This window comes from Micromonospora sp. BS32 (assembly GCF_059089345.1).
Genome location: NZ_JBSSHR010000021.1, coordinates 73,700 through 98,648 on the forward strand (window position 1 = coordinate 73,700; position 24,949 = coordinate 98,648).

Genomic DNA, 24,949 nt, shown 5'->3' on the forward strand with positions numbered 1-24,949 from the left:
ATGGACGAGGCCCTGCTCCGCAGCCTCACGCCGAGCGTGCTCGGGATCCTCGTCCGCCGCGGAGCCGACTTCGCGGCGGCCGAGGACGCCGTGCAGGACGCGCTGGTCGAGGCGATCCGCGTCTGGCCGGCCGACCCGCCGCGGGACGCGAAGGGCTGGCTGGTCACCGTGGCCTGGCGCCGGTTCCTCGACGCGACCCGGGCGGACGCCACCCGCCGCCGGCGTGAGGACCTCGTCGACGAGGAGCCGGCACCCGGGCCGGTGCCCGCGGTGGACGACACGCTTCAGCTCTACTTCCTGTGCGCCCACCCGTCGCTGACGCCGTCGTCCGCGGTCGCGCTCACGCTGCGCGCCGTCGGCGGGCTGACCACCCGCCAGATCGCCCAGGCCTACCTGGTGCCCGAGGCGACCATGGCGCAGCGCATCAGCCGAGCCAAGCGCACCGTCTCCGACGTGCGGTTCGACCAGCCCGGCGACGTCGCCACCGTGCTGCGCGTCCTCTACCTGGTCTTCAACGAGGGCTACTCCGGCGACGTCGATCTCGCCGCCGAGGCCATCCGGCTCACCCGGCAGCTCGCGGCCGCGATCGACCACCCCGAGGTGGCGGGGCTGCTCGCCCTCATGCTGCTGCACCACACCCGGCGTGCCACCCGGACCGCGCCCGACGGCAGCCTGGTGCCGCTCGCCGAGCAGGACCGCGGCCGATGGGACACAAATTCGATCGCCGAGGGCGTCGAGATCCTGCAGGCGGCCCTCGCCCGCGACCGGCTGGGCGAGTTCCAGGCCCAGGCAGCCATCGCGGCACTCCACGCCGACGCGCCCACCGCCGAGGAGACCGACTGGGTGCAGATCGTCGAGTGGTACGACGAACTCGCCGGCCTGACCGACAGCCCGATCGTCCGGCTCAACCGCGCAGTGGCCGTCGGCGAGGCCGACGGACCGCGCGCCGGGTTGGCGGCGCTCGCGGCGCTGAACGACTCACTGCCCCGCCACGCGGCGGTGGCGGCGTACCTGCACGAGCGCGACGGCGACCTGGCGACGGCGGCCCGGCTGTACGCCGAGGCGGCCCAAAAGGCGCCCAACCTCGCCGAGCGCGACCACCTGACGCGCCAGGCCGCCAGGCTCAACGCCCACCGGTCTCGCTGACGCGCGACGAACCTGCCGTCGACGTGGATGGTTAGTCTCGGAGGTGCTCGCCACGACTAGGAACGGCGGAAACGGCGTGACGGACCACTTGCAGGTGCCGGTTTGGACCCTGGCGACGGAACCCGAGAGGGTCTCGCTGGCAGCCCAGCTTCCCGTGGATCACGAGGGGATGAACCCGGAGCGGCTTGCCGGGCTGCGGCAGGCGCTCGCCGCGTTTCTCGACACGCCGCTCGTCACGGTGGAGGCATATCCGCTTCCCGCAGAGGCGCACCTTCGAGGCGGAAGGCTCCTCGACGCCGCTTCGCCTCTCGCCATGGAACTCCGGAACCTGTTGTTGAAGGCGCCGGCGAACGCCTTTACGAGCGCGGCCGGCGCCGCGACGTCGACGGAGACGCTGTACCGCATGGTGGTGCCGAGGACGGTGGCGGCGCAGCTCGGTGAAGGCCTGGTCCGGTCCATGCCGTCCAATGCCGCCGTCGGCGGCATCTACAGCGACATCCTCGGCAAGGCGGGGATCGTGAAGAAGGCGACCTTCGTTCCGGTGGTGGCCGACGGGTCCCGTCCAGGCGCTACCGCGGCGGTGAGCGGCACCGCAAGAGCCGCAACTGGCGCCGGTATGGTCACCGCTGCAGCATCCTTCGTTCTCCTCGCCGTCGCCACCGCCGCGAGCGTGTACGCCGAAGAGCAGCGCCGCAAGGCCATGGAGAGAGTCACCGAGCTTCTCGAGGAGCTGACCGCCGACAATCTCGACGCGGAGCGCGATCGCCTCAACGGCGCGACGGCAGCCGTCGAGAGAGCGACCGCGCTCCTGCTCGACAAGGGTGAGGCCGGACATTCCTTGGGCCTGGACGCCGCGGTGCACACCGTCGACACCGCGATCGCCGCGGCCACACGCAGGGCCGGCACATGGCGGGCGAAACTCGCAGCGTTCTCTTCCGAAGGTGTGGAGATCGCTGACCTCATCAAGGCCCTCCCCGGGATTGACCAGCCCAACGGCGCCTTCCGCGTCGAGCTCCGGCTCGCCTCGCTGGCGATCGCCACGAAGCGACGTGTCGCGGTTCTCCAAGCTGTGGAGCACGCCCAGAAGTCCCCGGAGCTCGACTTCCATCGCTTCACGGCGATGCTGCAGAATGAGCAGCGAAGCGTGGACGAACTCCAGGGCGAGCTGCGCGCGCTCCTGGTCGACCTAGCGGAACTCCGGCTCCGTGCTCCCACCAAAAGCTTCACGGACCGCCTGCTGACGCAAGGCGAAGTGAACAACCTGCTCGCCTGGCCGGGCCGCCTGCGGCAACTGGCGGGCGAGGAGTCGGTGGCTGCCTCGGAGCTTCCCGATGTCGAGATCGGCCTCGTCCAGCGGGCGGACGGGAAGGTACTGGTTCTGCCCGCGGAGGCTTTGCCACGCGATCACGCCGCCTGAGCCGACTGCCGACACTCCGGGTTCAGCGGCTCCTGTGCGGGGCCGCTGATCTGCAGAGGGGTGTGCGTTGTTCCTAAGGACTCGTACGACCATCCCGTGCTGCACGACGCGTTCGGGGCCGGGTTCAGCCAGGTGGCAGAACCAGAGCATCCGCTTCGACGCAGGGAGTTCTGTTCGGTGATCAGCTGTGGCGAGGGCCCGCTGCACCAGCTCGGCGGTTACGCGTGCCCGGTGCAGGGCGACGTCGAGTACGAGGTCGCGCAGGCGGCACTGGGCGGCAGCGTCGACTGGCGAGACCACGCACTCGCCTCCGAAGCCAGCCGATGGCTGCTACTAGCCCAGTTCGACAGCGACGGCAACGCGAACATGATGTGGGGCGACGTCGGCATGCTCTACTGGCTCATCCGACCCGACGACCTCGCTGCCCAGCGATTCGACCGAGCCATTTTCACCTGGCAGTGCTGCTGACCGCGGTCTGCGGCAGATGTGCTCATCTGACCTTGTCCTGGGATCGCTGGATGCGGGCACGGCGAGAATCGACGCGCGTCCCCGCGCTGGCCCCGGCCTGCTCTGCCAATCCGAGAGTCCGTACAGTCGCGTGGTGAACATGGAGCAGGTCCGGCAGGCATATGCGTCCGTCGCGGAGCTCTACATCGGGCTGTTCGGTACAAGTCAGAAGGTACACGTTGACGACCTCGCCTTCATCGGGCGACATCTGGCCGGGCGACCTGGCACGGTGCTCGATCTGGGCTGCGGGCCTGGCCATATCACCGATTACCTTCGCTCGCTGGGCGTCAACGCAACGGGAATTGACATCGTCCCCGAGTTCATCGCCCATGCGCAGGCAGCCCACCCGAGCGGTAGCTACCAACTCGGGTCGATGGAAAATCTCGCCGTTGCCAACCACTCCATCGCCGGCATCCTGGCCTGGGGCTCGTTGATCCATCTGCCGCCGCAAGATCTCGACGGCGTGCTCGCTGAGTTCCGGCGAGTAACGGCCCCGGCCGGAACGTTAGTGCTTGGTCTCTTCGTAGGTGACGAGGTCGCCGCCTTCGACCACAAGGTCGTTACCGCCTATCGCTGGCCCGTTGACGAGTTCTCCGAGCGACTGGCACGAGCCGGCTTCACGGAAGTTGAGCGCCTGCAGCGGCCCAGCGAAGGCACTCATCGGCCACACGCCGCCATCGCGGCAATCGCGACCGAAGGGTGAGCTGAGTCGGCGAGCCTCCGTGCACTCACATCGGCAGTTTCGTACGTGCACCACCCGCCGGGCTCTCAACGCCCGACCAGCGGTATGAGCGGATGGTCCTGGGTATTGCCAGATGTGAGCCGTACCGCGCCACCGCGTACACGTCGCCGGATGGGCTGTTGTCGGCGTCGCCGATGGGGGTTGTCCATGGCAGAGGGATCTACCGGGCCGTATGTGGCCAGGTTCGGCTTCGTTCCCATGACGGCGCTTGCACTCCTGTTCGCGCCAGCGGCGGTGTGCGGCGGGATTGCCCTGGACCCCGGGCGCGACTTGCCCGAAGCGCTGTTCCTATGGCTGTGGAAGCTGCTGCTGATCGTGCTGTTCGGCGGTGGCGCTCTGTGGCTGCTGCTCGCCGCGCTCAGCCGACGGGTCGCTCTGCGGGTCGATCGGGACGGCGTCACCCTGGCAACGCCTTCGTTTCTCAGGTGGTGGGGAAACAGAGCCGACATCGACGTGCCATGGCGGGACATCGCTGCGGTGGTTCTCTTCTACCAGTACGTCCGGTGGCCGGCCCGGATCCTGTACCTGGGCCTGCAGTTGCACCCGAGTGCATCTGCGCCAGCCGGCGCCGCTCGCGCCGGATCGTTCGAACACTGGTCACTGGAGCGGTTTCTTCCCCATGTGCCGGTGGAGGCGAGCAGTGTGAGCCGCCAGGTCAACGGCTGGCGGCTAGACCGACGTCGATTGGTCGCCGCCGTCCGGACATACGCGCCGGATGTGCCGGTGATCGAGTTGGATGAGCAGGGATCATCCCGCGATCTTCGTCTCGCCTACCCCGAGACCTGAACATCCGCTCGTCGGCACAACAGGACGTCGAGTCGCGCGTCCACTGCTCACCGCGCGGTCGGCGGCTTCCGCGACCCGGGCGCCTGCGGTGGCGTCGTCGGTTCGCCTCTTTCGCCCCGGCGGGTGGACCTTGGTCAGAAGGCGATGCGGACCTTCAGCGCGGTCCGCTCGTCCATCGCCCGGTAGCCCTCGGGCACCCCGTCGAGGCCGACGGTGCGGTCGAACACCGGCGACGGGTCGATGGTGCCGTTCAGCACGTCCGCGAGCAGCTCCGGAATGTACGCCCGGGCCGGGGCGACGCCACCGCCGAGGGCCACGTTGCGGCCGAACATCTGACCGATGTCCACGCCGGCGCTGCCGCCGTGCGGCACCCCGACGTAGCCGACGGCGCCGCCGTCGCGGGTGATCGAGATCGCCGTACGCATCGACTCCTCGGTGCCGACCGCCTCCAGCACCGCGTGCGCGCCCTGTCCCTTGGTCAGCTCCTTCACCGCCTCGATCGCCGCCTCGCCCCGCACGGCGACCACGTCGGTGGCGCCGAAGGAGCGGGCGATGTCGGTGCGGGCGGTGTGCCGGCCCAGCGCGATGATCTGCTCGGCGCCCAGTCGGCGGGCCGCCAGCACGCCGCAGAGCCCGACCGCGCCGTCACCGACCACCGCGACGGTCGCGCCGGGGCGGACTCGGGCGGCCAGCGCGGCGTGGTGCCCGGTCGACATCACGTCGGAGAGCGCGAGCATCGCGGTGAGCAGCCGCTCGTCCCCGGCGGCCTCGGCCGGGAGCTTCACCAGCGTGCCGTCGGCGAACGGGACGCGCACCGCCTCGCCCTGCCCGCCGTCGGAGCCCTCCGAGCCCCAGAACCCGCCGTGCGGGCAGGAGGTGTGCAGCCCCTCGCGGCAGAAGTCGCAGACCCCGTCGGACCAGACGAACGGCGCCACCACCAGATCGCCGACCCGCACCGACGTCACGTCGGCGCCCGCGGACTCGACCACGCCGAGGAACTCGTGCCCGATCCGCTGGCCCGGCTGCCGGGCCGCCACCCCCCGGTACGCCCACAGGTCGCTGCCGCAGATGCAGGCGGTGACCACCCGCACCACGGCGTCGGTGGACTGCCGGACGACGGCGTCCGGGACGTCCTCGACGCGGATGTCGTTCGGTCCGTGGATCACGGTGGCGCGCAAGCTGACCATCCTTCGGCAAGGCATCGGGTAGGGGTGTGCCGTCCGTTTCCGGCCCCGGCACCCGCCGACACGACGGTAGACCCGGCATCGCCGGGCGCCAACGCGTCGCGGTGGTGTGGTGGCGGGCGTCACGACTGCGGCGACGCGAGGCGCGGCGGTCGGGTGGTCACAGGTCGGCAAACTTTGGCGGTCCCGCCGTCGGACGACGGCCGGGGTGGAGGGAACGGCTGGGTGCGAGACGACTTCCCGCGTTATCTGGCCAAGGAGATGGACGCCGCCGACCCGCTCGCCGAGCTGCGCGACCGGTTCGTGATCGGCGACGAGGACCTGGTCTACCTGGACGGCAACTCGCTCGGACGGCTGCCTGCGGCCACCCCCGACCACCTGGCCCGACTGGTCCATGAGGGCTGGGGCGACCGGTTGGTCCGGGGCTGGCCGACGTGGATCGAGTGGGCCGGGCGGATCGGCGACCGGCTCGCCGCGCACGCCCTCGGCGCCCGCCCCGGGGAGGTGGCGATCTCCGACTCCACCTCGGTGAACCTCTACAAGCTGGCCGCCGCCGCGCTGGACGCGGCGGGCGACCGCCGGACCATCCTCGTCGACGCCGAGGACTTCCCCACCGACCGGTACATCCTGCAGGGGCTGGCGCAGGCGCGCGGACTGACCCTGCGCGCGCTGCCGTCCGACCTCGACGAGGGGCTCGACCTGGACGTGCTGCGCGACGCCCTGGACGACGACGTCGCCCTGGTGGTGCTCTCCGCCGTGTCGTACCGGTGCGGGGCGCTGCTGGACATGGCCGCGGTCAACGAGGCCGCCCGGTGGGTCGGGGCGTCCGTGCTGTGGGACCTGTCGCACGCTGTCGGGGCGGTGCCCATCGACCTCGCCGGCACCGGCGCCGACCTCGCCGTCGGCTGTACCTACAAGTACCTCAACGGCGGTCCCGGCGCGCCGGCCTTCCGCTACGTCCGGCAGGAGCTCCAGGCCCGGCTGCGCCAGCCGATCCAGGGCTGGTTCGGCCAGCGCGAGCAGTTCCGGATGGGGCCCGCGTACGACCCGGCGCCGGGCCTCGACCGCTTCCAGGATGGGCACCCCGCCGGTGCCGGCCATGGCCGCCCTCGACCCGGCGCTGGACGTGCTCGCCGAGGCCGGCATCGACCGGGTACGGGACAAGGGGCGCCGCCTCGGCGAGACGATCGTGACGCTCGCGGACGCCTGGCTGGCCCCGTACGGCTTCACCGTCGCCTCCCCGCGCGACCCGCGGCGGCGCGGCGGTCACGTCGCGCTGCACCACCCGGAGGCGCTGCGGGTGCCCCGGGCGCTGGCCACCGAGGGGCGGGTGGTCGGCGACTACCGGGCACCGGATCGGCTGCGGCTCGGCCCGGCGCCCCTCTACACCCGGTTCGTCGACGTCTGGGACGCGATGGACCGGCTGCGGGACATCGCCGAGCGGCGGTCCTGGGAGCGGGTGCCCGGCGAGGCCTCCCGGGTCACCTGAGCCGCCACCGGGCGAGAGCGGGATCCGACGCGGTGGGCAGCAGCGCCCGACAGTGGTTCGATGGGCGCCATGGCACATCCGGTCATCATGACCATCGACGACGACCCCGTGGTCTCCCGCGCGGTGGCCCGCGACGTCCGCCGCCGCTACGGCGACCGCTACCGCGTGGTCCGGGCGGACTCCGGCGCGGCGGCGCTGGACGCGCTGCGGGAGATCAAGCTGCGCGGCGAGCAGGTGGCGGTGCTCGTGGCCGACCACCGGATGCCGGGGATGACCGGCATCGAGTTCCTCGAGGCGGCGATGGACCTCTTCCCCACCGCCCGCCGGGTGCTGCTCACCGCGTACGCGGACACCGACGCGGCGATCGACGCGATCAACCTGGTCGACCTGGACCACTACCTGCTCAAACCGTGGCACCCGCCGGAGGAGAAGCTCTACCCGGTGCTCGACGGGCTGCTCGACGCCTGGGCGGCCAGCCCCGACGCGGGCACCGACGAGGTCCGGGTGGTGGGCCACCGGTGGTCGGCACCCTCCTTCAAGGTCCGCGACTTCCTGGCCCGCAACCTGGTGCCGTACCGCTGGCTGCTGGCCGACGAGCCGGAGGGCGGGCGGCTGCTCGCCGCCGCCGGGGCGGGCGCGGCGGACGTGCCGCTGGTGGTCACCGCGGACGGCAAGGCGCTGACCAGCCCCACCGAGGCGGAACTGGCCGCCCTGGTCGGGCTGACGGTGGCCCCGGCCGCCGACTTCTACGACCTGGTGGTGGTCGGGGGCGGGCCGGCCGGGCTGGGCGCCGCCGTCTACGGCGCGTCCGAGGGACTGCGGACCGTGCTGGTGGAGCGGAGGGCGACCGGCGGCCAGGCGGGGCAGAGCAGCCGGATCGAGAACTACCTCGGCTTCCCGGACGGGGTCTCCGGCGCGCAACTGACCGACCGGGCGCGCCGGCAGGCGGTGAAGTTCGGCGCCGAGCTGATCAGCACCCGCGAGGTGGTCGGCCTGACCGACGCCGGGTCGACGCGGCTGCTGCGGTTCGCCGACGGCGACGAGATCGCCGCGCACACCGTGGTGCTGGCCACCGGGGTCTCCTACCGGCTGCTGAACGCGCCGGGCCTGGCCGAGCTGACCGGGCGGGGCGTCTTCTACGGTTCCACCGCCACCGAGGCGCCCAGCTGCGTCGACCAGGAGGTCTACGTCGTCGGCGGAGCCAACTCGGCCGGCCAGGCGGCGATGCACTTCGCCCGGTACGCCACCCGGGTGCACGTGCTGATCCGGGGCGCCGATCTGACCGCCTCCATGTCGCACTACCTGATCGAGCAGTTGGAGCAGAACGACCGGATCGAGGTGCACCCGCACACCGTCGTGGCGGGCGGGTCGGGCGGGGAGCACCTCGAACGGCTCACCCTCTGCGACACCCGCACCGGGCAGGCCCGCACCGTGGACGCGTCCTGGCTGTTCATCTTCATCGGCGCCGAACCGCGCACCGACTGGCTGGACGGGGTACTGGTCCGCGACCGGCGGGGCTTCGTGGTGACCGGGCCAGACCTGGTCAGCGGGGGTCGGCGACCGCCGGCCTGGACGCTCCCCCGCGACCCGTACCACCTGGAGACCAGCCTGCCGGGGGTGTTCGCCGCCGGCGACGTACGGGCCGAGTCGGTCAAGCGGGTCGCCTCCGCCGTCGGCGAGGGGGCGATGGCCGTCTCGCTGGTGCACCGCTACCTGGAGGCACAGTGAGTACGGACCGTCTGACCCCCGCCGGGCTACGCACCCTGTTCCTCTTCTCCGCGCTCGACGACGGGCAGCTGGACTGGCTCGCCGAGCACGGGCGGGTCGAGCGGCGCGCCGCCGACACCGTGGTCTACGCCGAGGGTGAGGAGGCGACCTGCTTCTTCGTCCTGCTGCGCGGCACGGTGGCGATGAGCCGGCGGGTACGCGGCGACGACGTCGAGGTCACCCGCACCGACCAGCGCGGCGTGTACGGCGGCGCCACCCAGGCGTACCTGGGCGAGCAGGTCGAGCAGGTCTACCGCAACACCCTGCGCGCGATCGACGAGGCCGAGTTCTTCGTGCTGCCGGCGGAGACCTTCGCCGACGCGGTGCGGTCCTGGTTCCCGATGGCCATGCACCTGCTGGAGGGGCTCTTCTTCGGCATGCGCGACAGCCAGACCATCGTCGGTGAGCGGGAACGGCTGCTGGCGCTGGGCTCGCTGTCGGCGGGCCTGACCCACGAGCTGAACAACCCGGCGGCCGCCGCGGTGCGGGCCACCTCGGTGCTGCGGGACCGGGTCGCCGGGATGCGGCACAAGCTGGCGATGATCGCCGACGGGCGGTTGGACGGGCGGGCCCTGCACCGGCTGGTCGAGTTGCAGGAGGAGGCGGTCGCCCGGGTCGCGACGGCGCCGGAGCTCTCCGCGATGGCCGCCTCGGATGCCGAGGACGAGCTGGCCGACTGGCTCGACGACCGGGGGGTCGAGGGCGGCTGGGAGCTGGCCCCCACGCTGGTCGGCGGGGGCCTCGACGTGGCCTGGCTGGTCCGGGTTACCGAGGCGGTCGGCCCGGCCGACCTGGCGTCGGCGGTGCGCTGGCTCAGCTACACCGTCGAGACCGAGCTGCTGATGCGGGAGATCGACGAGGCGGTCACCCGGATCTCCGGGCTGGTCGGCGCGGCCAAGCAGTACTCCCAGCTGGACCGGGCGCCGCACCAGGTGGTCGACGTGCACGAACTGCTCGACGCCACGCTGGTGATGTTCAAGGCGAAGATCCCCGCCGGGGTGCGGCTGGTCCGGGAGTACGACCGGAGCGTGCCGCCCGTCCCGGCGTACGCCGCCGAGCTGAACCAGGTCTGGACGAACCTGATCGACAACGCCCTCGCCGCGGTGGGCGAGACGGGCACGGTGACGGTGCGTACCGGTGTGGCCGGCGAGCAGCTCGCGGTGGAGGTCCACGACACCGGCCCGGGTATCCCGGCCGACGTGCGCCCCCGCATCTTCGAACCGTTCTTCACCACCAAACCGGTCGGCGCGGGCACCGGCCTCGGGCTGGACATCTCGTACCGGATCGTGGTCCACAAGCACCACGGCGACATCCGGGTGGAGTCGGTGCCCGGCGCCACCACCTTCCGGGTGCTGCTGCCGCTGCGGGAGCAGGCGGCGGTGCCCGGGGTGGGGTGAGCCGGCCGCCGGTCAGCGCAGGCCGGCGGCGATGGCGTCGACGAGCAGCGCGCCGAGGATCCGCGCCAGGGTGGCCTGGGCGTCCGGCACGTCGAGCCCCATCGCGTCGCGCATCATCGACCACGCCGACCAGGTGCTCGCCACGGTCAGGGCGTCGAGCAGCCGCTCCCGCTCCGGTCCCGCGTGCGTCAGCTCCGGGCCGAAAACCTTCTCGATCTCGGCGCGTACCCGGGCGATGTTGCCCTCGCGGTTGCGCCGCAACTGGGGTGAGAAGGGCTCGCGCAGGGCGGACGCGCGCGCGGTGGGGGCCAGCGCCTCCAGCATCCGGGCGCGCTGGGCGCAGAACTCGCCGATCCGCAGGGTCAGCGGGAGGTCCGGCGGGATCGGGCGGAACAGCGCCTCCTGCCGCTCGCTGACAAGCCGCCCGGTGGCGGCGAACAGGGTCTCCATGTCCTTGAAGTTGGTCCACAGGGTGCGCAGCGACACCCCGGCGCGGGCGGCGATGATTTCCCCGGTGGGTTTGAGGTTCCCCTCGTCGATCAGCGCCAGGTGCGCGTCGACGATGGCGCTGCGGGTCCGCTCGGCCCGCGCCGCGCGCCCGTCCACCCGCGCCGGCACCTCGGCGTCCACGTCGATCATGTGACAGTCCCCCGTCGGTACGGCCGGCCGTTGCGGAGAAACCGCGTCGGAAGTGTATCGACGGCCGCCGGTGGGCGACCCGCGCCCGTCGGTACGTCCGGGCCCACGGGCCGCCCCATCGCTGCGGCGGCCCGCTGCCCGTGCCGCGAGGTCACGTCGTCGGGATCGCGTCCGCCGGCGGCGTGCTCGGGGCCTCGGTGAACTCCTTCACCGCACCGTCACCGTCGTCGGTGGTCCAGGTCGGACCGAAGTAGCTCTGTACGCCGTTGGCGACCTTGTTCATCCGGACGCCGCTGTAGCCGGCGTGCACGTCGTCGGCGTACCGGAAGGGGGTCAGGCCGGGCCCGGAGAAGCCGCCCTTGCGCACCGCCTCGACCAGCTTCTCCCGGGTGAGGTCCTTGCCGGCCGCCTGCAACGCCTGCACGAAGGTGTACGCCATCGAGTAGCCGTACACGGCGTTGCCGTCGATCGGGTTGGCCGCGTTGTACTGCTGGTGGATCTTGGTGAACTCCTGGATCCACGGGTTGGCCGCGTCGTTCGCCATCGGCAGGTAGTTGTCGGCGATCATGCCCTCCAGGATCACCTTCTTGTCCCCGAGCTGCTTGGCCAGCGTGGTGTAGTCGGCGCCCACGTTGGACACCACCCACTGCGCCTTGAACCCCTGGCCGGCGGCCTGGCCCATGGCCAGCGCGGTGAAGCCGGGGATGCTGGCGGAGATCACCACCTGGCAGCCGGCCGCCTTCAGGGCCCCGATCGCCGGGCCGACCTGCTGGTTGGTGGTGGTGTAGGTCTGCTTGGCCGCCACCGGCCCGAGGATCTTCTCGACGCCGGCGAGGGAGTCACGGCCGAAGTCGTCGTTCTGCCCGAAGTGGCACACCTTGGCGCCGGGGAACTGCTGCTTCACGAAGGTGGCGAGGATCTTGCCCTCGACCGTGTAGTCGGGCTGCCAGCCGAAGGTGGTCGGGTACTTGTCGGGCTGATTCCAGTTGCGGCTGCCGGAGGAGACGAACAGGTCGGGCACCTTCTGCGCCTTGACGAACTCCAGCACGTTGGTGTGGGTGGGCGTGCCGAGCCCGCCGAGCAGTGTGAAGACCTTGTCCTGCAGGACGAGCTTGCGGACCACGTTGTCGGTGTTCGCGGGGTTGTAGCCGTCGTCCATCACCTTGTAGACGATCTTCCGGCCGTTCACCCCGCCCTTGCTGTTCACGTGCTCGAAGTACGCCTTGGTGGCGGCGGAGATCCGGGAGTAGCCGGGGGCGGCGGGGCCGGTGAGCGGCTGATGGGTGCCGACGAGTATCTCGGTGTCGGTGACGCCCGGGACGTTCTCGGCCGCCTGCTGCTCGTCGTCGGCGCAGGCGGACGCGCCGACCAGCAGGGCGAGGGCGGTGGCGGCCGCGAGAGCGCGGCGTGCGGTGGGATGCATGGTTCTCCATTCCGGTACGACGGGTGCGAACGGGTGGGCGGAACCGGGTGGGTCAGCGGCGCGGGGGCCGTCGGCCCGGCGCGAGGCGTGCGGTGAGAGTGCGGGCGGCGCCCTGCAGCCCCCCGGGGGCCACGAGCATGACGACGATGAGGATCAGACCGAACACGGCGAGGGCGAGGTTCCCCTCCAGCCGCTGGGCCAGGCCCGACGGCAGGGTGAAGGTGTCGGTGACGAGGCTCGGCAGGTCCTGCAGCGCGACCAGCAGGACGGCTCCCCAGACCGCCCCGGCGAGGCTGCCCAGGCCGCCGATGACGATCGCCATCAGCAGGAACAGGGACAGGTCGAGGGAGAACTTGCCCGGCGCGACGGTGCCGGTGAGCACGGCGTACACCCCCCCGCCCAGGCCGGCGCAGGCGGCGCTGACCACGAAGGCGAGGACCTGGTTGCGGGCCACGTGCAGGCCGGCGAGCCGGGCGGCCACCTCGTCGTCGCGGACGGCGCGCAGCGACCGGCCGAACCGGCTGCGCACCAGGTTGGCCATCAGCACCATCGTCACCAGCGCGGCGAGCAGCGCGATCCAGGCGAGCCAGCGCTCCGGCTGGAAGTACGCGCCGAGGAACGCCGGCGGCGTCTCGGCCGGGAAGCGCAGGCCCTGCTCCCCGTTGAACACGTCGGTGAAGATGGTGGTGATCGCCGGGACCAGCGTGGCGACGGCGAGGGTAACGCCGGCCAGGTACGGTCCGCGCAGCCGGGCGGCGGCCAGCCCGATGACCAGTCCCGCCGCCGCGGTGACCACCGCGGCGAGCAGCAGGGAGAGCGGCAGGATCCACCGGCCCTGCACGCTCCGCTCCTCGAAACCCTGCTGCACCAGGGCGACCGTGTACGCGCCGGTGGCCATCAGCGCCCCGTGCCCGAGGGAGAGCTGGCCGTTGAGTCCGACCAGGACGGTGTAGCCGGCGGTCACGCAGAGGAACGCGCAGACCCGCGCCACCTGGAGGTTCTGATACGGGGGCAGCTGGTTGGTGACCAGCACGACCGCGGTGCCGGCGAGCACCGCCACGACCAGGTGGCGCAGCAGGGTCGACCCCTGGCCGGCGGCGTGCGGCGCGCCGGGCAGCAGCCGGCGCAGCGGGGACCGCGCCGGCCGCGGCGGGACGGTGGGCGCATCGGGCCGGGTGGCGGTCACACGTGCCTCGCTCTCACGCCGGAGAAGAGCCCCCCGGGCCGGACCAGCAGGACCGCCAGCAGCAGGACGAGGATCGCCAGTGGCGTGGTGTCGGGGCCGAGGTAGCCCGTGACGTACGACAGGATCAGCCCGACGAGCAGGCCACCGACCACCGCGCCGGCCGGGCTGTCCAGGCCGCCGACCACGGCGGCGGTGAACGCCACGACGAAGACCAGGTCCATCGCGTGCGGATGCAGCCCCAGCCCGGTGGGGACGACCAGCATCCCGGCGAGGGCGCCGACCGCGCCGGCCAGCGCCCAGCCGACGGTCAGCATCCGGGACACGTTGACGCCGAGCAGCCGGGAGACCTCCGGCGCGAAGGCGGAGGCCCGCATCCGCAGCCCGATCGGCGTCCGGGTGAACAGCAGCGCGAGCAGGACCACGACCACGATGGCCGCGCCGAGGACCCACAGGTCGTACGGGGACATCGCGGCGACCCCGCCGACGGAGAGCGCGTCGGTGTCGAAGGGTGCGGCCGCCGGCCGGTACTCGTTGCCGAAGACGATGCCGAGCACCGCCTGGATCAGCAGCACCAGGCCGAGGGCGACGATGACGTCGTTGAGCGGGTTGGCGTGGCCGACGAAGCGCATCAGCACCCGTTCGACCAGCGCGCCCAGCGCGAGCCCGGCGAGGACGGCCGCGCCGAGGCCGAGCCAGTACGAGCCGGTGGCGGTCACGACGGCGTAGCCGACGTAGGCCGTCGCCACCGCCATCGCGCCCTGCGCGAAGTTGACCAGACGGGCCGCCCGCCAGATGAGCACGAGGGCGAGGGCGAACGCCGCATAGACGGCGCCGGTGGACAGTCCGTCGAAGGTGAGGAACAAGAACCGGTCCAACCGTGGATCCTTCCTACTCCGGCGGGGTGGGGCGGGTCAGAACCCCAGGTACGCGTGGCGGAGCTGCTCGTCGTCGCGCAGCCGCTCGGCCGGGGTGGCCATGACGATCCGGCCCAGGGACATGACCACGCCCTGGTCGGCTATCCGCAGGGCGCTGCGCACGTTCTGCTCGACGAGCAGGACGGTCAGCCCGCTGTCGGTGCAGAGCTGACGCAGCAGCGCCATGATCTGGGCGGTCACCCGGGGCGCGAGCCCGAGGGACGGTTCGTCGAGCAGGAGCAGCCGGGGGCGGGCGATCAGCGCCCGGCCCAGGGCGAGCATCTGCCGTTCCCCGCCGGAGAGCTGGTGCCCGGCGTGTCCTCGGCGCCGGGCCAGCGGCTCGAAGAGCTGGTACACCTCGTCCTGGGCCCGCCGGGCGTCGGCCCGGTCCCGGCGCCACAGCCCGCCGAGGCGCAGGTTCTCCTCGACGGTCAGTTCGGCGACGACGCCGCGGCCTTCCGGCACGTGCGCCAGACCGCGCCGCACGAGGTGTTCGACGCGGACGCCCCGCAGGTCGGCGCCGTCGAAGCGGATCCGGCCGGCGGTCGGTCGGAGCAGGCCGGACAGCGTGCGCAGCAGGGTGGTCTTCCCGGCGCCGTTGGCCCCGAGCACGGCGGTGACGGTGCCGGCGGGCACCTCGAGGGTGAGCTCGTGCAGCACGGGCACCGGGCCGTAGCCGGAGCTGAGCTCGTCGACCTCCAGCAGGGCGCTCACGACCCGGCTCCCGCTCCGCCGACCTCGGCCGGCACGTCGGCGCCGAGGTACGCCTCGGTCACCAGCGGGTCGTCGCGCACCTGCTCGGGACTCCCGGCGGCGATGACCCGGCCGAAGTCCAGCACCACGATCTCGTGGCAGACGGACATCACCAGGTCCATGTGGTGCTCGACGAGCATGATCGAGCAGGCGCCGCCGGCCCGGTCGGGCAGCGCCGTGACGAGGTCGGCCAGCTCGGTGATGTCCTCGGCGCCGAGGCCGCCGGCCGGTTCGTCGAGCAGGAGCAGCCGGGGCCGGGCGATCAGGGCGCGCGCGAGGGCGACCCGTTTGCGCACCGCGTACGGCAGGGTGGCGGGGCTCGCCGCGGCGTGCTGCGCGACGCCCAGCTCGCCGAGCAGGTCGAGGGCCTCGTCCCGGAGCCGCCGTTCGTCCCGGTCGCTGCGGGGCAGTCCGAACAGGGCGGTGGCGAAGCCGGCCCGGGCGGCGTGGCTGGCGCCGGCGACGACGTTCTCGACGACGGTGAGGCCGGGGAAGAGGCCGACGCCCTGGAGGGTGCGGGCGATGCCCAGCCGGGTGAGCCGGTGCGGGCGCGGCCGGAACGGCTGGTCGTCCAGGGTGAGCGAGCCGCTGGTCGGCGGGACGAAGCCGCAGACCACGTTGAACAGGGTGGTCTTGCCGGCACCGTTCGGGCCGATCACCCCGACGATGCGGCCGGGCGGCACCCGCAGCGAGACGTCGTCGAGGGCGACCAGCCCGCCGAACCGCACGCCGACGTGGTGCAGGGCCAGGTCGATGCCGTCGGAGCGGGCTTCGGAGGGTGGTGGGCTCATCTTCACCTCGGCAAGGACGCGGCGGCGGGGGATGCGCAGAGCGACTCGGGCGAAGCATGGGACTGGTTATGACACCGGCAGTGTACTTTTCGAGCGTCGTTCGTCAATATCATCGTTACCGCGTCGCAACGTACTCCTGGTCAGGAGCCCGGTGGCGATTCGGCGCGCGATGGCTCTTGCACTCGCTGTGCATGATTCGCACCGCGCGACTGTGGGGTCGCTGGCTCCGCGCCGCGCTCACCGGACGCCAGGATCCGCCGCGGCACCTCCACCAGCATCGTCTCGATCTGCGCGTCGGTGACGCCGCGTTCGCGGACGTACGGCAGCACCTCGGCGCCGATGTGCAGGTAGTGCCACTGGGGCAGGAAGGGCAGCACCGCCGGGTCGATCCAGTCGAGGTGGCAGGAGGCGTCCTGAGACAGCACCATGCTGCCGGCGTAGCCGCGCCGGCACATCTCGACGAGGGTGTCGGCCCGCGCCTCGAACGTGGTGGCCAGGTTGATCCCGAAGCGGTCCATGCCGAGGACGAACCCCGCGTCGGCCAACTCGGCGAGGTGGTCGCAGTCGGTGGTGTCGCCGCTGTGGCCCAGCACCACCCGGCCCGGGTCGACACCCTCGGAATCGCAGAGCACCCGCTTGACCGCCAGCCCGGTGCGCGACCCGGGATGGGTGTGCACGGTGATCGGCGTACCGGTGCGGTGGTGGGCCCGGGCGACGGCGCGCATCACCCGCTCGACCCCGGGCGTCAGGCCCGGCTCGTCGATCGCGCACTTGAGCATGCCGGCGCGCACGCCGGTGCCGGCGATGCCCTCGGTGATGTCGGCGACGAACATGTCCACCATCGGATCGGGCAGCTCCACGCCGAGCGCCGCGTTGAGGGCCGGGCCGCGGTGGTGGAAGTAGAACGGCACGCTGTCGTACGTGTAGACCCCGGTGGCCACCACGATGTTCAGCTCGGGTACCTGGTCGGCGACCCGCTGGATCCGCGGGATGTAGCGACCCAGGCCGACCACCGTCGGGTCCACGATGGTCCGGACGCCCTGGGCGGCGAGCGCGCGCAGCTTCCGCACCGCGTCCGCGACCCGGCCCTCCTCGCTCCCCCACTCCTGCGGATAGTTCTGCTGCACGTCCGCGGTGAGGGTGAAGATGTGCTCGTGCAGGTAGGTGCGGCCCAGCTCGGAGCTGTCGACGGGCCCGCGCACGGTGGCCACCTGGCCCATCAGCTCAGCTCCCCCTTCAGCTCCCGCTTGAGCAGCTTTCCGGTCGGCCCCTTGGGCAGCTCCTCGACGATCCGCACCTGCCGCGGGTACTTGTACGCGGCCAGCCGCTCCCGGCAGTACCCGATGATCTCCTCCGGGGTGACCTCCGCGCCCGGCCGGACGCTGAGCACCGCCACGACCTCCTCGCCCAGCTTCTCGTCGGGCCGCCCGATCACCGCGGCCTCGACCACCGCCGGGTGGGCGTAGAGCACCTCCTCGATCTCCCGGGGGTAGACGTTGAAGCCGCCCCGGATGATCATGTCCTTCTTCCGGTCCACGATGAACAGGTAGCCGTCCTCGTCGGCGTACGCCAGGTCGCCGGTGTGGAACCAGCCGCCGCGGAACGCCTCGGCGGTGGCCTCCGGGTTCTTGTAGTAGGCCTTCATCACGTTGTGGCCGCGCACCACGATCTCGCCGACGTGCTCGGGCCCGGGCGGCAGGGGCCGGTCGAGGTCGTCGACGATCCGGGTCTCCACGCCCCAGATCGGCTTGCCGATGGAGAGCACCTTGCGCTGCGCGGCGCTGATGTTGAACGTGGTGGTGCTGGCCGTCTCGGACAGGCCGTACCCCTCCAGCACGACGACGCCGGGGAACTTCTCCTCGAAGGCCCGGATGACCTCGCCGGGGATGGCCGCACCGCCGGAGACGCCGACCCGCAGCGAGGAGAGGTCCCGGCCGGTGAGGTCGGCCTGGTTGAGCGCGAAGTACATGGTGGGCACGCCGGAGAAGATGGTGCAGCGGTGCCGCTCGACGGCGTCGACGACCGGCCCCACCTCGAAGCGCGGCACGAGCACGACGGTGCCGCCGTAGCGGACGGCCACGTTGAGCACGCTGGAGAGGCCGAAGACGTGGAACAGCGGCAGCACGGCCAGGCCGATGTCGTCGTCGCGGAAGCCGAACAGCTCGCCCCCGACGGTGCAGTTCATGTAGAGCTGGAAGTGGGTCAGCTCGGCGCCCTTGGGCCGGCCGGTCGTGCCGCTGGTGTAGAGCAGCACGGCGGTGTCGTCGGCGTTGGTCGGGGCGATCTCACCGGTGTCGGCGGCCGCGTACAGCTCGTCGAAGTGCCGGGTGCCGTCGGGCCGCCGGTCGCTGCCGGGCAGGTTCACCACGTACGTGGTGACGCCGTCGACCTCGGCGGCCCCCTTGACGGCCTCGTCGGCGAAGAGCTCGAAGGTGACCAGGACCCGGGTGTCGGAGTCGGCCAGGTGGTAGGCGATCTCACCGGCGCGCAGCAGCGGGTTGAGCGGGACCATCACCAGGCCCGCCTTGAGGATCGCGAAGTAGCTGAAGAGGAACTGCGGCACGTTCGGCAGCTGCACCGCCACCTTGTCGCCGGGGAGCAGCCCCGCGGCGAGCAGGGCGGCGGCCACCCGGCCGGAGATCTCGTCGACCTGGGCGTAGCTGAACGTCAGGTCACCGAGGTGGCACAGCGGCTTGTCCGGGTGGGCCCGGCGGGGCTCCCGGAGGATGGTGGCGAGGTTGAAGCTCATCTGCGCTCCTCCTGTGTGGCGACTCCCGCGCCGACGAAGCGGCGCATAGATCGACGTGACAGCCTCTCTACCCCCGGGTCCACCTGGCGTCAAGGCATCACGAGACCGCCGTCGACCGGCACGGTGACCCCGGTGACGTACGACGAGGCGTCGCTGGCCAGCCAGACCAGGGTGGCCGCGAGCTCCTCGTGCTCGCCGAGCCGCCCGGCCGGGGCCAGCGCCTTGACCATCTCGAAGGTGCTCTGCTCGAGCTGGTCGCTCATCTCCGAGGCGAAGAAGCCGGGGGCGAGGCAGTTGACCCGGATGCCCTTGCGGCCGGTCCACTGGGCGGCCAGGTCGCGGGTCAGGCCGATCAGGCCGGCCTTGCTGGCGGCGTACGCGGCCTGCGGGATGCCGCCGGGGCGCAGCCCGATGACGCTGGAGATGTTGACGATCGCGCCGCCGTGCTTCGCCGCCCGGGCGAAGGCCTGGGCCATCCAGTAGCAGCCCATCAGGTTGACGTCGACCACCGAGCGGAACTGCTCCGGCGTCTCCCGGGTGGCGGGCACCGCGGTGCCGACGCCGGCGTTGTTGACCAGCACGTCGACCCGGCCGAACGTCTCGATCGCGGTGGCGATCAGGGCGTCGCAGTCCTCGGGGCGGCTGACGTCGGTGGGGCGGGCGGCGTACCGGCGACCGGCGGCCTCGACCAGCGCGCCGGTCTCCGGCAGCCGGTCGGCGCGACGGGCGCCGAGCACCACGTCGGCGCCGGCCTCGGCGAGGGCGCGGGCGAAGGACACCCCCAGGCCGGACGAGGCGCCGGTGACCACGGCGACCTTCCCGTCGAGGCGGAACCGGTCCATCACGCTCACCCTGGGACTCCTCACGTCCGTCCTACCGCACACCTGGACGCCGTACCGACCAGCCGGTATGTTCGGCGTCCGGCGACGGTAGCGAGCCGCCGACCGGCCCGTCAATGGGGAGGCAGCCATGGACTTCGAACCGACCGCCAAGGCCACCGAGCATCTGAAGCGGCTCCAGGAGTTCATGGACGAGCACGTCTACCCGGCCGAGCCGGTCTACGCCGCCCAGCGCGCCGAGCTCACCGCCGCCGGCCACCGCCACCACCTCCCCGCCGTGGTCGAGGAACTCAAGGCCGAGGCCCGCCGCCGGGGGCTGTGGAACCTCTTCCTGCCCGCGATCTCCGGGCTGTCGAACCTGGAGTACGCCCCGCTGGCCGAGCTGACCGGCCGCTCCATCGAACTCGCCCCCGAGGCGATCAACTGCGCGGCGCCGGACACCGGCAACATGGAGATCCTGCACATGTTCGGCACCCCGGAGCACCAGGAGCGCTGGCTGCGCCCGCTGCTCGACGGGGAGATCCGCTCGGCGTTCGCGATGACCGAGCCGGACGTCGCCTCCAGCGACGCCACCAACATCTCCACCCGGATCGAACGCGACGGCGACTCGTACGTCATCAACGGCCGCAAGTGGTGGACCACCGGCGTCGCCGACCCGCGCTGCCGGATCATGATCGTGATGGGCAAGACCGACCCCACCGCGGACACCCACCGGCAGCAGTCGATGATCCTGGTCCCGGTGGACACCCCCGGCGTCGAGGTGGTGCGCTCACTGCCCGTCTTCGGCTACCACGACCAGCACGGCCACGGCGAGGTCGTGTTCACCGACGTCCGGGTGCCGGCGTCGCACCTGCTCGGCGAGGAGGGCGGCGGGTTCGCCCTGGCCCAGGCCCGGCTCGGCCCCGGCCGCATCCACCACTGCATGCGCGCCATCGGGCTGGCCGAGCGGGCGCTGAGCCTGATGGTGCACCGCGCCACCACCCGGGTGGCCTTCGGTCAGGAACTGGCCCGGCAGGGCGTGGTGCAGCAGCAGATCGCCGAGTCGCGGATGGCCATCGAGCAGGCCCGGCTGCTCACCCTCAAGGCGGCCTGGATGATCGACCGGTACGGCGCCAAGGCCGCCCGGACCGAGATCGCCGCGATCAAGGTGATCGCGCCCCGGGTGGCGCTGGAGGTCCTCGACCGGGCCATCCAGGTGCACGGTGGAGCCGGCGTCTCCGACGACGTCCCCCTGGCCTCGATGTACGCCGGCGCCCGCACCCTGCGCATCGCCGACGGCCCGGACGAGGTACACGTCCGCGACGTGGCCCGCCGCGAGATCCGCCGACAGCTGGAGTCGCGGTGACCGTGGCGGCCACCGGCCGGCGACGGGCGCCGCGCGGCTCCGCCCGCCAGAGCATCGTCGCCGCCGCCACCGAGCTGTTCGCCCGCCGCGGCTACGAGGCCACCAGCGTGCAGGAGATCGTCGCGGCGGCGGAGGTCACCAAGGGCGCCCTGTACCACTGGTTCGGCTCGAAGTCGGAGCTGCTCACCAGCATCTACCGGGAGCTGCTCGCCGAGCAGACCGCCCGGCTGCGGGCGATCGCCGACGGTCCCGGGCCGGTCGAGGAGCGGCTGCGCGACGCGGCCCTCGACGTGGTGACGCACACCGCGGCGCACCTCGCCGAGCTGACCGTCTGGGCGCGGTCGGCGCACCTGCTCGACGACGAGCAGGCCGAGGCGACCCGCCGGGAACGGCGCCGCTACCACGACCTGTTCCGTGACCTGGTACGCGAGGGGCAGGCCACCGGCGCGGTCCGCGCCGACGTCTCCGCCACGGTGATCACCCACACCTTCCTCAGCGCCCTGGGCAACACCCACACCTGGTTCCACCCGGACGGGCCGCTGACCTTCGAGGAGGTCGGCCGGCAGTTGGTGGCCCTCTTCGTCGGCGGCCTGCGCGATCCGGGCGCGGCCGGGGACCACGCGCGGGCCCCGACGACGCCGTGAGCGGCGACGAGGATCGGAGCCCGCTGGCCGAGGTGCACCGGCGCCAGGCCGGGCTGCACGACGCGGTTCGGGCCGAGGCGACCGCGAAGCGGCACGCGGCGGGCCGGCGCACCGTCCGGGAGAACCTGGCGGACCTGGTCGACGAGGGCAGCTGGCTGGAGTACGGCGGGCTGGCCGTGGCGGCGCAGCGCTCCCAAAGGCCGCTCAACGAGCTCGCCGAGACGACCCCCGCCGACGGAGTCCTGGTCGGCACGGGCCGCATCGACGGGGTACGCGTCGGCGCGGTGGCCTACGACTACACCGTCCTCGCCGGCACCCAGGGGGTCACCGGGCACCGTAAGACGGACCGCCTTCTCGACCTGGCCGCCCGGGAGGAGCTGCCCGTGGTCGTCTTCGCCGAGGGCGGCGGTGGTCGCCCGAGCGACACCGACCATCCGACGGTGGCCGGGTTGGAGCTGACGACCTTCGCGTCGCTGGCGCGGCTGCGCTCGCTGCGGGTCGGCATCGCCGCCGGCTACTGCTTCGCCGGCAACGCGGCGCTGCTGGGCATGTGCGACGTCACCATCGGCGTCGCCGGGGCCAGCATCGGCATGGGCGGACCGGCCATGGTGACGGCCGCCGGACTCGGCGCCGTCACCCCCCAGGACATCGGCCCGCTCGACGTGCACCTGGCCAGCGGTGCCGTCGACGTGGCGGCGGCCGACGACGCCGACGCGGTCCGGCTCGCCCGCCGCGTCCTCGGGTACGCGGACCCGACACCGACCGGAGGCGGCTGCGCCGACCAGCGCCGGCTGCGCGATGTGCTGCCGGAGAACCGGCGCCGCGCCTACGACGTCCGCGACGTGCTGCGACTGCTCTGCGACGTCGACTCGGTGCTGGAACTGCGGGCGCGCCACGGCCGGTCGCTGGTGACCGCGCTCGCCCGCCTGGGCGGACATTCGGTCGGCGTGATCGCCAACAACCCGCTGCACCGCGCCGGGGCCATCGACGCCACCGCCGCCGCCAAGGCCACCCGTTTCCTGGGGCTCTGCCAGCGGCTGGCGCTGCCCGTGGTGAGCCTCTGCGACACCCCGGGGATCATGGTCGGCCCCGACGCCGAACGGACCGGTTTGGTTCGCGCCGTCGGCGACCTGTTCACCGCCGGCGCGTCGCTGCGCACCCCGCTGCTGACCGTGGTCCTGCGCAAGGCGTACGGGCTCGGCGCCATGGCGATGGCGGGCGGGAGCTTCCACACGTCCCGGCTCACGATCGCCTGGCCGACCGGCGAGATCGGCGCCATGGGGCTGGAGGGCGCGGTCCGCCTCGCGCACCGCCGGGAGCTGGAGGCGATCCCCGACGAGGACACCCGCAGACGCCGGTACGACGAACTGGTCGCCGCTGCCTACGAGCGCGGACGGGCGCTCTCCGCGGCGGCCAGCTTCGAACTCGACGACGTCGTCGACCCGGCGGACACCCGGGACCGCCTCCTCGCCGCGCTGCCCTGACCCGCGCCGCGCCCCGCGGCCACCGCCGCCGGCCACTTCGACGTATCGACATGTTGCGAAGGCGCTACCGACCCCCGTAATCTCAGTGGGAGCGCTCCCGAATCTCGACCGGACGTCGACGGCGAGGTCGCGACCGCCCGCGGGCGCCGTACGGATCAGTGGCGAGGGATGGGCACCACGCCACGTGATCCAGCGACGCGGGTGCGACCACCCACTGCCACCCGCGGAGAATGAGACGGTCCCATGACGAAGATCCCCCGCCCGGCGCGGCGGCACCTGCTCGCGATCACCGCCGCCGCCCTCACCCTCGGCGCCTCGGCGCTCCTGCCGCTCGCGAACGCCTCGGCGGCGACCGGCTGCACCGTCGGATGGTCGACCAGTTCCTGGACGGGCGGGTTCACCGCCAACATCACGATCACCAACCTCGGGGACGCGGTCACCGGCTGGACCCTCGGTTTCCGCTTCCCCGACGCCGGCCAGCGGGTCGGCCAGGGCTGGTCCGCGACGTACCAGCAGAGCGGTCAGGACGTCACCGTGCGCAACGTGGACTACAACGGCTCGCTGGCCACCGGCGCCAGCACCGCCATCGGGTTCAACGGCACCTGGACCACCGCCAACCCGGCGCCCACCTCGTTCACCCTCAACGGGACGACCTGCACCGGCGGCACGACGCCGACGACGCCGCCACCGACCACCACTCCCCCGACCACTCCACCGCCCACCACGCCACCGCCCACCACCCCGCCGCCGACCGGTACGACGCCGGTGGCGATCAACGGGCAGCTGCGGGTCTGCGGGGTCAACCTCTGCAACCAGTACGGCAAGCCGATCCAGCTGCGCGGCATGAGCACCCACGGCCTGCAGTGGTTCGCCCAGTGCTACAACGACGCGTCCCTGGACGCGCTGGCCACGGACTGGCGCGCCGACCTGCTGCGGATCGCGATGTACGTGCAGGAGCAGGGCTACGAGACCGACCCCACGGGCTTCACCAACCGGGTGAACAGCCTGGTCGACGAGGCCGGCGAGCGGGGCATGTACGCCCTGATCGACTTCCACACGCTGACCCCGGGCGACCCGACGTACAACCTGGAGCGCGCCAAGACCTTCTTCGCCGCCGTGTCGGCCCGCAACGCCAGCAGGAACAACGTGATCTACGAGATCGCCAACGAGCCGAACGGCGTGAGCTGGCAGACCATCAAGAACTACGCCGAGCAGGTCATCCCGGTGATCCGGGCCAACGACCCGGACGCGGTGGTCGTCGTCGGCACCCGCGGCTGGTCCTCGCTCGGGGTGTCTGAGGGCGGCAACTCCACCGAGGTGATCAACAACCCGGTCAACGCCGGCAACGTCATGTACACGTTCCACTTCTATGCGGCCTCGCACAAGGACGCGTACCGGGCCGAGGTGGAGCGAGCCGCCGCCCGACTGCCGCTCTTCGTCACCGAGTTCGGCACGGTCACGTACACCGGCGGCGGCACGTTCGACAGCGCCAGCAGCACCGCCTGGCTGGACCTGCTGGACCGGCTGAAGATCAGCTACGCCAACTGGACGTACTCCGACGCCAACGAGAGCAGCGCCGCGTTCCGACCCGGCACCTGCTACGGCGGGACGTACGCCGGCACCGGCGCGCTGACCGAGTCCGGGACCTTCCTGCGCAACCGCATCCGCACCCCGGACACCTTCCCGACCAGCTGAACCCGGCCACCACCGCAGTGGCGCCCCCGCCCCACCCCGGACGGGGGGCCAC

At 72.3% G+C, this 24,949-nt stretch carries 22 protein-coding genes and 1 pseudogene; 13 read left to right on the forward strand and 10 right to left on the reverse strand.

The window, feature by feature from the left end:
• The 5 genes from AC5RWQ_RS25250 to AC5RWQ_RS25270 all read left to right on the forward strand — a co-directional run bounded on the left by AC5RWQ_RS25250 (position 1) and on the right by AC5RWQ_RS25270 (position 4,598).
• Entirely contained in the window at positions 1-1,146 is a 1,146-nt protein-coding gene (locus tag AC5RWQ_RS25250) for an RNA polymerase sigma factor (protein WP_494285132.1), read from the forward strand.
• Positions 1,147-1,222: 76 nt separating this feature from the next.
• Positions 1,223-2,563: a hypothetical protein gene (locus AC5RWQ_RS25255; RefSeq protein ID WP_494285133.1), complete on the forward strand. Its 1,341-nt coding sequence runs from the start codon at positions 1,223-1,225 to the stop codon at positions 2,561-2,563.
• A 96-nt stretch (positions 2,564-2,659) separates the two neighbouring features.
• Complete coding sequence (locus AC5RWQ_RS25260; RefSeq protein WP_494285134.1) at positions 2,660-3,031, forward strand: DUF1963 domain-containing protein; 372 nt, start codon at positions 2,660-2,662, stop codon at positions 3,029-3,031.
• A 133-nt stretch (positions 3,032-3,164) separates the two neighbouring features.
• Positions 3,165-3,773 carry a class I SAM-dependent methyltransferase gene (locus tag AC5RWQ_RS25265; RefSeq protein ID WP_494285135.1) on the forward strand — a complete coding sequence of 203 codons (609 nt, stop codon included), beginning with the start codon at positions 3,165-3,167 and terminating at the stop codon, positions 3,771-3,773.
• A gap of 213 nt (positions 3,774-3,986) precedes the next feature.
• The gene (locus AC5RWQ_RS25270; RefSeq protein WP_494285136.1) at positions 3,987-4,598 is read left to right on the forward strand and encodes a hypothetical protein; all 612 of its coding nucleotides are present in this window, start codon (positions 3,987-3,989) and stop codon (positions 4,596-4,598) included.
• Positions 4,599-4,732: 134 nt separating this feature from the next.
• Here the strand turns inward: AC5RWQ_RS25270 and AC5RWQ_RS25275 are convergent, their stop codons facing one another.
• Positions 4,733-5,776 carry a zinc-dependent alcohol dehydrogenase family protein gene (locus AC5RWQ_RS25275; RefSeq protein ID WP_494285137.1) on the reverse strand — a complete coding sequence of 348 codons (1,044 nt, stop codon included), beginning with the start codon at positions 5,774-5,776 and terminating at the stop codon, positions 4,733-4,735.
• Positions 5,777-6,043: 267 nt separating this feature from the next.
• Here AC5RWQ_RS25275 and AC5RWQ_RS25280 point away from each other — a divergent pair.
• From AC5RWQ_RS25280 to AC5RWQ_RS25295, 4 genes and pseudogenes are all read left to right on the forward strand, one after another.
• Positions 6,044-6,712: pseudogene (locus tag AC5RWQ_RS25280) on the forward strand (aminotransferase class V-fold PLP-dependent enzyme); the annotation flags it as partial.
• 145 nt (positions 6,713-6,857) lie between these two features.
• Positions 6,858-7,271: a kynureninase/PvdN C-terminal domain-containing protein gene (locus tag AC5RWQ_RS25285; RefSeq protein ID WP_494285138.1), complete on the forward strand. Its 414-nt coding sequence runs from the start codon at positions 6,858-6,860 to the stop codon at positions 7,269-7,271.
• Positions 7,272-7,340: 69 nt separating this feature from the next.
• The gene (locus AC5RWQ_RS25290; RefSeq protein WP_494285139.1) at positions 7,341-8,999 is read left to right on the forward strand and encodes an NAD(P)/FAD-dependent oxidoreductase; all 1,659 of its coding nucleotides are present in this window, start codon (positions 7,341-7,343) and stop codon (positions 8,997-8,999) included.
• Complete coding sequence (locus AC5RWQ_RS25295; RefSeq protein WP_494285158.1) at positions 8,996-10,435, forward strand: ATP-binding protein; 1,440 nt, start codon at positions 8,996-8,998, stop codon at positions 10,433-10,435. The genes AC5RWQ_RS25290 and AC5RWQ_RS25295 overlap by 4 nt, the downstream gene beginning before the upstream one ends.
• 12 nt (positions 10,436-10,447) lie before the next feature.
• On the opposite strand, the gene AC5RWQ_RS25300 is transcribed toward AC5RWQ_RS25295, so the two are convergent.
• The 9 genes from AC5RWQ_RS25300 to AC5RWQ_RS25340 all read right to left on the reverse strand — a co-directional run bounded on the left by AC5RWQ_RS25300 (position 10,448) and on the right by AC5RWQ_RS25340 (position 19,732).
• Positions 10,448-11,074, reverse strand: a complete 627-nt coding sequence (locus AC5RWQ_RS25300) for a TetR/AcrR family transcriptional regulator (RefSeq protein ID WP_494285140.1) — start codon at positions 11,072-11,074, stop codon at positions 10,448-10,450.
• Positions 11,075-11,225: 151 nt separating this feature from the next.
• The gene (locus tag AC5RWQ_RS25305; RefSeq protein ID WP_494285141.1) at positions 11,226-12,497 is read right to left on the reverse strand and encodes an ABC transporter substrate-binding protein; all 1,272 of its coding nucleotides are present in this window, start codon (positions 12,495-12,497) and stop codon (positions 11,226-11,228) included.
• Positions 12,498-12,549: 52 nt separating this feature from the next.
• On the reverse strand, positions 12,550-13,683 hold the full coding sequence (locus AC5RWQ_RS25310; RefSeq protein WP_494285142.1) for a branched-chain amino acid ABC transporter permease: 1,134 nt from the start codon (positions 13,681-13,683) through the stop codon (positions 12,550-12,552).
• The gene (locus AC5RWQ_RS25315; protein ID WP_334489166.1) at positions 13,680-14,558 is read right to left on the reverse strand and encodes a branched-chain amino acid ABC transporter permease; all 879 of its coding nucleotides are present in this window, start codon (positions 14,556-14,558) and stop codon (positions 13,680-13,682) included. Before AC5RWQ_RS25315 ends, AC5RWQ_RS25310 begins: the two co-directional genes overlap by 4 nt.
• A 36-nt stretch (positions 14,559-14,594) precedes the next feature.
• The gene (locus tag AC5RWQ_RS25320) at positions 14,595-15,311 is read right to left on the reverse strand and encodes an ABC transporter ATP-binding protein (protein WP_494285143.1); all 717 of its coding nucleotides are present in this window, start codon (positions 15,309-15,311) and stop codon (positions 14,595-14,597) included.
• A complete protein-coding gene (locus tag AC5RWQ_RS25325; RefSeq protein WP_494285144.1) occupies positions 15,308-16,141 on the reverse strand; it encodes an ABC transporter ATP-binding protein in 834 nt (277 codons plus the stop codon). The genes AC5RWQ_RS25320 and AC5RWQ_RS25325 overlap by 4 nt, the downstream gene beginning before the upstream one ends.
• A 140-nt stretch (positions 16,142-16,281) precedes the next feature.
• On the reverse strand, positions 16,282-17,361 hold the full coding sequence (locus AC5RWQ_RS25330; protein ID WP_494285145.1) for a phosphotriesterase family protein: 1,080 nt from the start codon (positions 17,359-17,361) through the stop codon (positions 16,282-16,284).
• The gene (locus AC5RWQ_RS25335) at positions 17,361-18,890 is read right to left on the reverse strand and encodes a long-chain-fatty-acid--CoA ligase (protein WP_494285146.1); all 1,530 of its coding nucleotides are present in this window, start codon (positions 18,888-18,890) and stop codon (positions 17,361-17,363) included. The genes AC5RWQ_RS25330 and AC5RWQ_RS25335 overlap by 1 nt, the downstream gene beginning before the upstream one ends.
• Before the next feature lie 89 nt (positions 18,891-18,979).
• A complete protein-coding gene (locus tag AC5RWQ_RS25340) occupies positions 18,980-19,732 on the reverse strand; it encodes an SDR family NAD(P)-dependent oxidoreductase (RefSeq protein WP_494285159.1) in 753 nt (250 codons plus the stop codon).
• Between the two features lie 127 nt (positions 19,733-19,859).
• On the opposite strand from AC5RWQ_RS25340, the gene AC5RWQ_RS25345 reads away from it, so the two are divergent.
• The 4 genes from AC5RWQ_RS25345 to AC5RWQ_RS25360 all read left to right on the forward strand — a co-directional run bounded on the left by AC5RWQ_RS25345 (position 19,860) and on the right by AC5RWQ_RS25360 (position 24,897).
• A complete protein-coding gene (locus AC5RWQ_RS25345; RefSeq protein WP_494285147.1) occupies positions 19,860-21,074 on the forward strand; it encodes an acyl-CoA dehydrogenase family protein in 1,215 nt (404 codons plus the stop codon).
• A complete protein-coding gene (locus AC5RWQ_RS25350; RefSeq protein ID WP_494285148.1) occupies positions 21,071-21,718 on the forward strand; it encodes a TetR/AcrR family transcriptional regulator in 648 nt (215 codons plus the stop codon). Before AC5RWQ_RS25345 ends, AC5RWQ_RS25350 begins: the two co-directional genes overlap by 4 nt.
• Positions 21,715-23,202 carry an acyl-CoA carboxylase subunit beta gene (locus AC5RWQ_RS25355; protein WP_494285149.1) on the forward strand — a complete coding sequence of 496 codons (1,488 nt, stop codon included), beginning with the start codon at positions 21,715-21,717 and terminating at the stop codon, positions 23,200-23,202. Before AC5RWQ_RS25350 ends, AC5RWQ_RS25355 begins: the two co-directional genes overlap by 4 nt.
• 243 nt (positions 23,203-23,445) lie before the next feature.
• A complete protein-coding gene (locus AC5RWQ_RS25360) occupies positions 23,446-24,897 on the forward strand; it encodes a cellulase family glycosylhydrolase (RefSeq protein ID WP_494285150.1) in 1,452 nt (483 codons plus the stop codon).
• The last annotated feature ends 52 nt before the right edge of the window (positions 24,898-24,949 follow it).